The organism is Mycolicibacter sinensis, assembly GCF_001667375.1.
Classification (GTDB): domain Bacteria; phylum Actinomycetota; class Actinomycetes; order Mycobacteriales; family Mycobacteriaceae; genus Mycobacterium; species Mycobacterium sinense_A.
Genome location: NZ_LZIN01000054.1, coordinates 1 through 10424 on the forward strand (window position 1 = coordinate 1; position 10424 = coordinate 10424).

11 protein-coding genes, 4 tRNA genes and 1 pseudogene are annotated in these 10424 nt (G+C 70.4%); 4 read left to right on the forward strand and 12 right to left on the reverse strand.

The genetic code is table 11. The features are described 5' to 3' along the window. Window positions 1-242 (reverse strand): annotated as a pseudogene (locus A5771_RS10990) (serine protease); the annotation flags it as partial. A gap of 267 nt (window positions 243-509) precedes the next feature. On the opposite strand from A5771_RS10990, the gene A5771_RS10995 reads away from it, so the two are divergent. Next, window positions 510-959 carry a DUF5994 family protein gene (locus A5771_RS10995; protein ID WP_064855259.1) on the forward strand — a complete coding sequence of 150 codons (450 nt, stop codon included), beginning with the start codon at window positions 510-512 and terminating at the stop codon, window positions 957-959. 26 nt (window positions 960-985) lie between these two features. On the opposite strand, the gene A5771_RS11000 is transcribed toward A5771_RS10995, so the two are convergent. From A5771_RS11000 to A5771_RS11010, 3 genes are all read right to left on the reverse strand, one after another. Next, window positions 986-1062 (reverse strand) — tRNA-Phe (locus A5771_RS11000). Between the two features lie 29 nt (window positions 1063-1091). Beyond that, window positions 1092-1165 (reverse strand) — tRNA-Asp (locus A5771_RS11005). Window positions 1166-1197: 32 nt separating this feature from the next. Continuing rightward, a tRNA-Glu gene (locus A5771_RS11010) sits at window positions 1198-1270 on the reverse strand. A 124-nt stretch (window positions 1271-1394) separates the two neighbouring features. On the opposite strand from A5771_RS11010, the gene A5771_RS11015 reads away from it, so the two are divergent. Beyond that, a tRNA-Lys gene (locus tag A5771_RS11015) sits at window positions 1395-1467 on the forward strand. 63 nt (window positions 1468-1530) lie between these two features. On the opposite strand, the gene A5771_RS11020 is transcribed toward A5771_RS11015, so the two are convergent. The 4 genes from A5771_RS11020 to A5771_RS11035 are packed head-to-tail and all read right to left on the reverse strand — an operon-like array spanning window position 1531 to window position 5924. Then, a complete protein-coding gene (locus A5771_RS11020) occupies window positions 1531-2445 on the reverse strand; it encodes a class I SAM-dependent methyltransferase (protein WP_064855260.1) in 915 nt (304 codons plus the stop codon). 46 nt (window positions 2446-2491) lie between these two features. Next, a complete protein-coding gene (locus tag A5771_RS11025; protein ID WP_064855261.1) occupies window positions 2492-3844 on the reverse strand; it encodes an amidohydrolase family protein in 1353 nt (450 codons plus the stop codon). Continuing rightward, window positions 3838-4980 (reverse strand): CoA transferase, encoded by a 1143-nt coding sequence (locus A5771_RS11030; protein WP_064855262.1) that lies wholly within the window; start codon window positions 4978-4980, stop codon window positions 3838-3840. Before A5771_RS11030 ends, A5771_RS11025 begins: the two co-directional genes overlap by 7 nt. Then, window positions 4977-5924: an enoyl-CoA hydratase/isomerase family protein gene (locus tag A5771_RS11035; RefSeq protein WP_064855263.1), complete on the reverse strand. Its 948-nt coding sequence runs from the start codon at window positions 5922-5924 to the stop codon at window positions 4977-4979. The genes A5771_RS11030 and A5771_RS11035 overlap by 4 nt, the downstream gene beginning before the upstream one ends. 112 nt (window positions 5925-6036) lie before the next feature. Between A5771_RS11035 and A5771_RS11040 the strand changes: the two genes are divergently transcribed. Both A5771_RS11040 and A5771_RS11045 read left to right on the forward strand, forming a co-directional pair. Next, entirely contained in the window at window positions 6037-7566 is a 1530-nt protein-coding gene (locus A5771_RS11040) for a class I adenylate-forming enzyme family protein (protein ID WP_064855264.1), read from the forward strand. Then, window positions 7563-7865, forward strand: coding sequence for a hypothetical protein (locus A5771_RS11045; protein ID WP_064855265.1), 303 nt, complete (start codon window positions 7563-7565; stop codon window positions 7863-7865). The genes A5771_RS11040 and A5771_RS11045 overlap by 4 nt, the downstream gene beginning before the upstream one ends. A gap of 19 nt (window positions 7866-7884) precedes the next feature. Here the strand turns inward: A5771_RS11045 and A5771_RS11050 are convergent, their stop codons facing one another. Genes A5771_RS11050 through A5771_RS11065 form a run of 4 tightly spaced genes read right to left on the reverse strand, consistent with a single transcriptional unit; the run spans window position 7885 to window position 10220 of the window. Further along, window positions 7885-8391, reverse strand: coding sequence for a DoxX family protein (locus tag A5771_RS11050; RefSeq protein WP_064855266.1), 507 nt, complete (start codon window positions 8389-8391; stop codon window positions 7885-7887). Continuing rightward, window positions 8388-9065, reverse strand: coding sequence for a fatty-acid--CoA ligase (locus A5771_RS11055; protein ID WP_082947183.1), 678 nt, complete (start codon window positions 9063-9065; stop codon window positions 8388-8390). The genes A5771_RS11050 and A5771_RS11055 overlap by 4 nt, the downstream gene beginning before the upstream one ends. A 16-nt stretch (window positions 9066-9081) precedes the next feature. Further along, window positions 9082-9609 carry a hypothetical protein gene (locus A5771_RS11060; RefSeq protein WP_109401099.1) on the reverse strand — a complete coding sequence of 176 codons (528 nt, stop codon included), beginning with the start codon at window positions 9607-9609 and terminating at the stop codon, window positions 9082-9084. Next, the gene (locus A5771_RS11065) at window positions 9606-10220 is read right to left on the reverse strand and encodes a TetR/AcrR family transcriptional regulator (RefSeq protein ID WP_109401100.1); all 615 of its coding nucleotides are present in this window, start codon (window positions 10218-10220) and stop codon (window positions 9606-9608) included. Before A5771_RS11065 ends, A5771_RS11060 begins: the two co-directional genes overlap by 4 nt. Window positions 10221-10424 lie beyond the last annotated feature (204 nt).

The window sequence follows — 10424 nt, forward strand, 5'->3', positions numbered from 1 at the left end:
GCCACCACAGTGCCCACGGTGCCGCGCTCTTCGGCGCCCTCTGCGACAACGGGCGAGCCGGGTCCACCGCAATGCGCTGAGGTGAATCCGATCAGCCGGCCGTCGCTGTCGTGGCCCATGGCGGTCAGTGTGCACAGGGTGTCGTCGTGGAGCACGATCGCGGCACCGCCGCCGAGCAGAATCTGGTCCCCGGCTGTAGCGCTGACGGGGATCGACGCGGTCAGCGCGGCAACGGCCACCATGACCGCAGCTGTTCGCCCAGGATACGCACGTCGCACAGCGGCCCAGTCTATGGTCCGAGCGCTGTCGAACCGCCGCCGAAACGCTGCCGAGCGCGTACGGTCAAGCATGAGCCGCTTCATTGTCAGCGGTGGTCCACCCAGACTCGCCACGGGCGACCCCACGGACAATTGTGATTCCTCCGCCTACCCGCAGCCGCGGGTCAGTCGCATCCGACCGTGAAGGAACCCCATGAACTGTGGATTGTGGTGCCCGCAAGAGCAGCGACGATGATCCACCCGCTGGGCAGCACCCGCCATGCCCGCCCTCTCCGGATCACGGTGGCTCGTGAGCTCGGCGGTGACATCGATGGCGCCTGGTGGCCGCTCGCCGACCGCATCACCAAGGAATTGCCTAGCCTGGTCGCGCTCCTGACTCCGCGGCTCGGCGAGATCACCGCCATCAACGTCAACTGGTCACCACTGCAACGACCACCCGACCTCAACTGGTCGGGTTGGGAGGGTAAACGCCAACATGTGGTGACTGTGAGCGGCGCGCAGGCTTGCGTGAATCTGTTGGTAATCCCGTATGCGACCCACACCGCGCTGGCTTTGATGGTGATGCGCTGCGCCGCGAACCTACCCATCGCGGCTGCGGACCAGAACAAACCCGTGTGCCTGACCGCCGGCTCCATTCTGCGGTCCGCCCGGCGACAACGCGATTCAGCTTGCGAAACCTAAGTTCCGACAGCCGTGCAGAGCAATGCTGGTGGCCAGGGCCGGGATCGAACCGGCGACCTTCCGCTTTTCAGGCGGACGCTCGTACCAACTGAGCTACCTGGCCGGAAGGCACGTGTGCCTCGCCGTATAAAGCGACCCTGACGGGACTCGAACCCGCGACCTCCGCCGTGACAGGGCGGCGCGCTAACCAACTGCGCCACAGGGCCTTGCTGTTCGCTCCGCGTCTCCGCGATACGAGTACCCCCTACGGGATTCGAACCCGCGCTACCGCCTTGAAAGGGCGGCGTCCTAGGCCGCTAGACGAAGGGGGCCAGAACCGAATCTCTCCGGGGGCTCGCAACGTGGTCACGTTGGGAGCTTCGCTAGCTTAGGGCACGGCGGGTCCAATCCTCAAACGCGGGCTCGATCGGGAAGGCAGTATCCTGTTCCGGCACGGCCCCTATAGCTCAGTTGGTAGAGCTACGGACTTTTAATCCGCAGGTCGCAGGTTCGAGCCCTGCTGGGGGCACCTCATCGACGTCGGAGGTACGGCGTCGTCGCCGCACCACCGGATCAGCCGCTGTGATGCTTTTCATACCGACGAGCCGGGCAGCGCGGCGCTCAGATACGTCAGATCGCCGAACGCCACCGCCAGCGGATCGTCGCCGTACTCCAGGCCGGCCTCGGCGTAGAGCTCGGTGACCTGTCGGCCCGATACCGTCCAGCCCGCCGCCGTCAGGTAGTCGACGATGTGGTTGCGCTCGCCGTGGTAGATCAGCTCGCCGATCTCGACCTCGCAACCGATGGATTGCAGCTTCTCCCGGTGCTCCTGCCACTCCGGGCCGGAGAACACCGTGGTGTCCTGAATGAATTCGCACGCCAGCCGGCTGCCCGGTGCGCTCAACGCGGTGATGGTGTCGAACAGGGCGTCCTGGGCTTCGGGCGGCAGGTAGACCAGCAGGCCCTCGGCGCTCCACACGGTGGGAGCATGCGGGTCGAAGCCAGCGGCCCGCAGCGCGGCCGGCCAGTCGTCGCGCAGGTCGACGGCCACAGTGCGGCGCTCGGTGGTCGGCTCGGCGCCCAGACCGGCCAGCGTGGTGGTCTTGAAGTCGATGACCTGCGGCAGGTCGACCTCGTAGACCACGGTGCCGGCCGGCCAGGCCAGCCGGTAGGCGCGGGCGTCGAGCCCGGCGGCGAGGATGACGGCCTGGCGGATGCCGCCCTGGGTGGCGGACTCGAAGTGCTCGTCGAAGAAGCGGGTGCGCACGCCCATGCCGTGGCCCATCCGGACCGGATCGAAGTCGTCGCCTTCGGGGAACGCGATGTCGCCGTCCACCATGCGGGTGAAGAAGTCGATGCCGACGGCACGCACCAGCGGCGCCGCGAACGGGTCGTTGATCAGTTTGTCCGGGCCGGTCGTGGCCAACGCCCGCTGCGCCGCCACCATGGTCGCGGTCGCTCCCACACTGCTGGCCAGGTCCCAGCTGTCACTGTCCGAACGTGTCATCAACCGTTCCTTCCGAGTTCTCCATCAACCAAAGTATCTAGACAGGCTACCGACTGTCGCTGTGCTGGGACACTACGCCGCCGGCGACGACGGTCAGAGCGACCAGGTCGGCGTCGAGCGCGGCCAGCGCCTCGGCCGGGCCGGCGGCCAGCAGGCACAGGTCGCCGGGTTCGCCGGGCGCGATCCGGCGCGGCACTGCGGGCCGGTCGGCGTGGCCGGTGAACATCGCCAGTGCGGCGCGCGCCGATACCCGCTCGGCCGGGCCCAACACCGCTCCGCTCGGTGTGCTCCGGTGCACCGCTGCGCGCATGGCCGCCCAGGGATCACCGTCGCCGAAGGGCGTGTCGGTGGACAGCGCCACCGCAATCCCGTTGTCCCGCAAGGACGCCAGCCGCCACAGCTCGTGCTGGCGGTCGGGCTCGATGGCGGCCAGGTAGTCGTCGCCGCGTTCGGCGACGAAGTTGGGCTGGGTGATCACGGTGATGCCGAGCTCAGCGAGGTCGGCCAGCCGGTCGTCGGGCACCACCGCCGCGTGTTCGATGCGATCATCGCGGTGCACCCCGGCGGACTGCCAGGCCGCGATCGCCACGGTCAGCTGGGCATCGGTGACACAGTGCAGTGCCATGCCGTGGTCACGGGTGTGGTTGTCGCACAGCGTTTTCGCCAATGCGTCCAGGTCCAGGCGAGCGTCGTCGAGGATGATCTTGGTCGGCCCGAGGGTGACCCCGGGTCTGACCAGAGTTCCGGCGGGCGCCAGGCAGTGCAGGCGTTGCAGCAGCTCGCCGTTGCGGCGCGCCGCGGCGAACGCGGCGAGATCGGTGTCGCCGTGGCCGGGGGTGGCCTCGGTGATCCCGGTGACGCCGCGGGCGGCCAGTTGGCGGCTCAATGCCGTCAGCGACGGCTCGCGTTGCGGCAGCCGCGGCGCCGGGTCGCCGTGGGCGCGCAGCAGCCGGCCGTCCGCGTGGTCGGCCATTCCGATTCGGGCCAGGCCGGCGGAGTTGAGCACCCACAGCGCCCCGCTGCGGTGCGCCACCCGCACCGGGGTCTCGGGGCAGAACCGGTCCAGCAGTGCGGCATTGAGCTCTCCCGCGACCGATTCGTGGTAGCCATACCCGCGCACCCAGCCGTCGGAATCAGCGGTCGCGGCCTGCAATGCAGCGGCGAGTTCGTCGACGGTGCGCACCTGCGGCGGCCCCAGGCTCACCGAATCCAGCGCCGCGGCCGCCGAGCGCAGATGCAGGTGGTGATCGTGCAGCCCCGGAATCAGCGTGGCGTGGGCCGCGTCGAGCACGTCTTCGCCGCGGCGCGCGTCCAGCCGGGGCGCGACTTCGGAGATGGTGTCTCCGAGGCGGACATCGACCACCGATCCGTCCAGCAGTACCGCGCGCTGGATCAGCACCGTGACGCCAACTCGCCGACCCGCGCATTGTCGGCGCCCAGCCGCGGGCCGGCGGCCTCGATACGCGGGCGCTCCGGCGGCGACGCCGGGTGCTTCCCGCCGCAATGCAGCGGCAACGTGGCGTAGCTCGCGGCGACGGCGGCCAACGAGAACGTGATGACCTCGCCGCCGCCGCGGGCCAGCGCGTCGAGCACCGCGACGGTCGCCTCGATACCGGTCAATGGATCGGCGATGGCGTCGCCGCAGAACACCGGGTCCCCGGCGGTGTCGAAGCCCACCAGCCCGCCGGCCACCGCGGCGTCGTCGCCGAACCCGGGGAACCCGCCATGGCCGGTGATCTGCAGCCACACCCGCCCGGGCCGGCCCGCCACGTCGAGTGGCCCCAGCCCGCGGCGGGCCAGCGCGGCGGGACGCGAGCCTTCCAACACCACATCGGCGGCCGCCAGCAACCGCGCCAGAAACGCCGTGTCGCGATCGAAATCGATGGCGCACGAGAGCTTCCCGGCGTTCATCCAGTCGAAGAACGCGCGGTCCCCGGCACGGGTTCCGTCCGGGCGGGACGGGCTTTCCACCTTGACCACCGTGGCGCCGGCCTGCGCCAGCAGCTGCCCGCACAGCGGCCCGGCCCACAGCGAGGTCAGGTCGACGACCAGGGCACCCCGCGGTCCGCGGCCCGGCCCCGAAGGCCCGACCCGGCGGGCCAGAGGCGCCGAGGCAGCGGCCTCGCCCAGCACGGCGGCGGGTAGATCGAGCAACCGGGCACGCCCGACGACGTCGGTCACCGGTTTATCGGCCGCCCACGCCGCGATGGCCGCCCACGGCTCGCCTGGACGCTCCGTTTCGATCAGGGCGGGCACGGCGTCGATGTCGTCGGGACGCGACAACGTGATCGCCCACCAGCCATCTGCCGCCGTCAGCAGCCGGGTGGCTCCCCCGGCCGAGCGGCGCCCGCCGCGACTCCAGCCCCGCAGCCCGGCACGCCCGGCCAGCAGGGTCGCGGCGTCTACGCCCAGGCCCAGTCGATCAACGGCCTCCCCCGCGCGCAGCAGCACGGCGGCGCGAGAGAAATCCGGCGGGCCGTCTTGCGCACCGGTCAGCCAAGCCAAACCGGATGCGCCCCAAGCCGCCTCCGTCATCGGGGCGTCGCGATCTCGTCCACCAGCCCCCAGCGCAGGGCGGTCGGCGCGTCGATGGTGCGTCCGGACAGCATCAGATAGCTGGTGCGCCACCGGCCGATGCGGCGGGTGATGCTGACGGTGCCGCCGGCGCCCGGTATCAGCCCGAGGTTCAGCTCCGGCAGGCCCAGCACCGCGTCGGGGTGCGCCCGCACCCGACCGCAGAAGGCGGCCATCTCCAGTCCGCTGCCCAGTACTTGGCCGTGGATGTCGGCGCGGCAGCGGTCGCCGAGCTGGGCGGTCAGCGCGTCCAGCGCCAGCGCGGGGCTGTAGCGGGTGCGGGCCAGGTGCGCGCTGGGCACATCGGTGAAGCCGCCGAACTCGGCGAGGTCGCCGCCGCTGCAGAAGGACCGCCCGGCCCCGCACAGCACCACCTCGTCGATCGAGGTGTCCGCGGCGGCTACCGCGAGCCCGTCGAGCAGGGCGGCCCGCATCGCGTTGGTGAAGGCGTTGTGCCGCTGCGGCCGGTTGAACCGCAGCCGCAGGGTGTCGCCGTCCCGATCGATGAGCACCGGGTCGCTGGTGTCGGGCGCGGTAGCCGGCCCCCGCTCGGCCAGCCAGCCGGCGAACTCCGGGCCGGCCTGCAGCACCGAGTAGGCCAGTGATTCGGTGACCACACCGGCCCAAGCGGGCGCGGCCGGATCCACCGCGCGCAGCACGTCATCGCAGATCGCCGCCGTGTGCGGTCGGCGCCGGCACCGATCGGCAATGTCGGCCAGCGCCTCTGCCACCGATCCGACGGTGATCACCCGGCGATCGGCCACCTCGGTCTCCGAGAGGGTGAAGCTGGCGCGCTCGAGCCAGTGCTCGGCGTGCGCGCTGTCCAACCGGGCGCCGGTCGCGATGACGATCCCGGCGCCGGGCTCGGCGTCGGGCGTCGCCTCGAGGTCGACCACGCTGATCATGACGCACGTCAGCGTACCGATCGCCGGTGCTCGACCGGCTCCTGGCGGTAGCGAAACTATCAAAAAATGATAATGTCGTTCTCATTCACGACGCATTACGGGGAGCCGAGCGGTGAGCATTTCGTTGTTGTTGGAAATGGCGGTGTCCGCCGACCCGGACCGGGTCGCCGTCGTCTGCGAATCGACGCGCTACACCACCGAGGAGCTCAACGCCCTCGCTGACGCCGGGGCCGGCGTGATCAACGAGACCGGCGCGCGCAGTGTGGCCTACGTCGGAATGGGCGGCGACATGCTGCCGCTGCTGCTGTTCTCCGCGGCACGCGCCGGTCAGCCCTTCGTTCCGCTGAACTACCGGCTCAGCGGGCAGGCGCTGCGCGAGCTGATCACCCGGCTGCCGCAACCGCTGCTCGTCGTCGACAAGGAATACCTCGACCTGATCGGCGAGGCCGGCGACCTCGGTAGCGGTGGGATTGCCGTCGCGGTGATCGACTCAGCCACCTTCTGCGCCCGGGCCCGCACCACCACGCCGGCGGTACAGTGGCCGGACCCCGACGACGTGGCGGTCGTGCTGTTCACCTCGGGCACCACCTCGGCGCCCAAAGCCGTTGAGCTGACTCACAACAACCTGACCAGTTACGTGACCGGCACGGTGGAGTTCGGCTCGGCGGAGCCCGAGCACGCCGCGCTGATCTGCGTTCCGCCGTATCACATCGCCGGTGTCGGCGCCGCGCTGAGCAACCTCTACGCCGGACGCAAGTCGGTCTATCTGCGCCGCTTCAGCGCCGCCGAGTGGATCCGGCTGGTCCGCGCCGAGGCGGTGACCACCGCGACCGTGGTCCCGACCATGCTCGAGCGCATCGTCTCGGAACTGGAAGCCCGCCCGATCCCGCTGCCCACCCTGCGCAACCTGGCCTACGGCGGCTCCAAGGTGGCGCTGCCGCTGGTGCGCCGCGCGCTGGACCTGCTGCCCGAGGTCGGCTTCGTCAACGCCTACGGGCTGACCGAGACCAGTTCGACGGTCGCGGTGCTCACCCCTGAAGACCACCGCACGGCGTATGAGTCCACCGACGACGCCGTCCGCAAGCGGCTCGGGTCGGTCGGGCGTCCGGTTCCCGGGATCGAGGTCGTCATCCGCGACGACGACGGCCGGCCGGTGGCCACCGGAGTGCCCGGTGAGTTGTTCGTCCGGGGCGAGCAGGTCTCGGGCACCTACACCGGCATCGGGTCGGTGCTCGACGCCGACGGCTGGTTCGCGACCCGCGACATCGCCGTGCTCGACGACGAGGGCTACCTGTTCATCGGCGGGCGCTCCGACGACACCATCATCCGCGGCGGCGAGAACATCGCCCCCGCCGAGATCGAGGACGTGCTGGTCGAGCACCCCGAGGTCCGCGAGGTCGCGGTGGTCGGCGCGCCGGATCCGGAGTGGGGCCAGATCATCGTCGCGTGCGTGGTTCCGGCGCCGGGTGCCTCACCCGACCCCGACGCGCTGCGCGAGTATGTTCGGGAACAGCTGCGCGGATCCCGCACGCCGGATCGGATCGTCTTTCGGCCGGAGCTGCCGACCACCCCGACCGGCAAGGTGCTGCGCCGGGAGATCGTGAACGAACTGCAAACAGTGAATGCCGAAGGGGCGCAATGATCAAGTCCGGTACCCGTCTGAAGAGTCAGGTGTGCGACACCCAGGTCATCGTGGTGAAGACCGCCGACAGCCTCGATGATCTGCGCGCCGGCGGCGCCCCGATGGTGCCCCTGGAGGACAGCGCTTCCGGCGGCGCGACGCTGGACCCCGAGTTCGCCGACGGCGCGGTGATGGGCAAGCGCTATGTCGACGACGCCGGCGCCGAGGTGCTGGTCACCAAGGCCGGCGCCGGGACGTTGAGCATCGGCACCGCGCCGATGGCCATCAAGGAAGCCAAGCCGCTGCCGGCCAGCGACTGACCGGCAGCTCCGGCCTCCCTCAGACCTGCTCTGGCACCGGCCGGAAGAACACCACCAGCTGCGCGATCCCACCGGCCAGGCCCAGCCCGGCCGCGATCAGCAGGCCGGTCCACCCGTCGCACCAGTTCTGCCCGAACAGCAGGTGGTCCAGGCTGAGCGGGCCGGCGCCGAGCATGGCGATGCCGACCGCGACGACGGCCAGCACCAGGTTGTACTCCCAGCCGCTCTTGACGATGAAGAAGCCGTTGCCGCGGTGCACCGTCCAGGCCGCCACCAGCATCAGCGCGACGAAGCCAGCCGCGGGAATCGGCGTGAGCAGACCGGCGGCCAGACCCAGTCCGGCGGCGATCTCGGTTCCGGCGGCCATCCGGGCGTGGAAGGTACCGGGCCGCATGCCGATGCTGTCGAACCAGCGTGCCGTGCCGGCGATCCGGCCCCCGGAGAAGATCTTGTTGTAGCCGTGCGCGGCCATGGTCAGGCCGAGGCAGAGCCGGACGATCAACAGTCCCACGCCGTAAGCGGTCATCGAATGGGTTCTCCTTCTGCTTGGTCTTCTTGGGTATCGGGCTGATCCGCAACGCGCATCAGGTGCTGGAGCCGGCCGACGAAGACCGGCGGGTAGACGCCGACGCCGGCCCGGGTGATCCAGTCGGCGGCGAATTCGGGTTGGCTGATCCACTGCGCGGCGCCGGCTTCGTCGTCCGCCTCCTGCAGCATGAACACTTCACGGGGATTGTCAAAAGCCTGGAATATCAGGATCTTACGGATACCCGCGGCGGTGAAATCCTTCGCGGTGGCACGCACGTGGGCGATCAGCGCCTCGGCGTCGACGACTTCGGCCACCGCCGCGACCACCACGCCCGGCGGGGCCGGCTGCGGGTCGGCCAGTTCGATGCGCTCGGCGAGCGCCCCGGCGAAAACGGCCGGGATGTCGTCGACGCCGACGGCGTCGAACCAGCCCATGAAGGCCTCGTCGCGCAGCAGGTCGGTCACCGGCTGCGCGGCGCGGATCGACATCAGCGCCAGCACCCGGCCGGCATCGACCGACGAGGTGTAGACGAGGACATGGCGGGCACCCAGGTGAGCCAGGCTGCCGCGGTGGCGTTGCAACAGCGGCCAGACCCGGGCCGGATCGGGCACCCGATAGTCCGTCACCAACACCAGGGAACGCGACAGCGACTCGGACACGTTCTCGGTCAAGGCGCGGCTGCGCCCGTCAACTGGCCGGGCTCAGGTCCGTTGCGACTGCCGCACACACCGCCGGCCCGCAGCGGAACGTCTCGATGTGTCCCGCTCCGGATTCGGCCGGGTCGACACCGGCTGCCCGCAACGCCTGGGCTTTGAACGCGCGGGCCGCCGCGCTGAGCCGGTGCTGCCGGGCGTCGACGTCGCTGTGCAGCTCGGCGGGCACCGTGCCCCACAGCGTCACCTCGGTGCTGCTGTGTTCCAGCGCGTCGAGCACGCCCTGGCGCACCTGCGCATGCCCGTCGAACATCTCGGCACAGACGGCGATCGTCTGGGGGTGCGGCCACTGCTCCCACTGCTTGAGCACCGACGCCAGGTTCAGCACCCGGGCCCCGAGGATCTGCAGGGGGCGGGTGTCCTCCTTGTCGAGGATCATCACGGTGACGTCCCACCCCGCCGTCGCGCGGTCATAGAGCCAACCGCCGGCGGCCGTGACGACGTCGAGGACGCTGCGGCCGACGACGTCGAACCGGTAGCGCATGTCCGGGTCCCCGGTCACCGGTGGGCGTCCTTTACCGGCGGAGCGAAGTCGCGGGCCAGTGTTTCCGTGTACGCCGTGAACACCTCGTTCAGAGGTATTGAAGGGTCCAGAAGCCATGACATCTCCATTCCGTTGATAAAGGCGAGAATTTCCGCGGCCTTGATGCCCGCGTCGAAGTCGGTGCGGTAGCGGCCGGCGTCCTGGCCGCGCCGGATCAGGTCGGCGACGATGTCCACCGCGGCGCGGTACCGCTTCAGCATCCGGTCGTGCAGCGGCGCCTCGGGCAGCACGTTCTCGGCGAGCAGCACGGTGAACGTGCCGACCAGTTCGGGCGCCCGGGCGAACCGCTCGGCGACCCGCTGGATCTCCTCGATGAGGTCGCCGCTGCGGTCGGCGTGCGAGTCGTCGTCGGCGTCGCGGGCGTCGAGCACCGCGTGCAGTAGCTGTTCCTTGGAGGAGAAGTGGTGCAGCAGCCCGGCCGCGCTGACCCCGGCATTGCGGGCGATCTGCGCCAGTGAGGTGTTGCGCCAGCCGTTGCGCGCCAGCAGGTGTTCCGCCGCCAGCAGGATCCGCTGCCGGCGGTCCTCGCCTTTGGCGAGCAGTGTGGCGTACGGCCGTGGTGAGGTCACCGGGCTCCTTCGATCAACCAACCAAGTGAACACACAGTAGGTTGGTTAGGGTAGTTGTGACAAGGGTCTCATCGAAAAATCTTTAGCGCTTACCTCTCGCCGCGGGGGGGGGGGGGGGGGGGCGGCGGGGGGGGGGCGCGCGGGGGCCCCCCCCCCCCCCCCCCCCCGGCCCCCCGCGCGGGGCGGGGGAGGTCTGTAATGAGA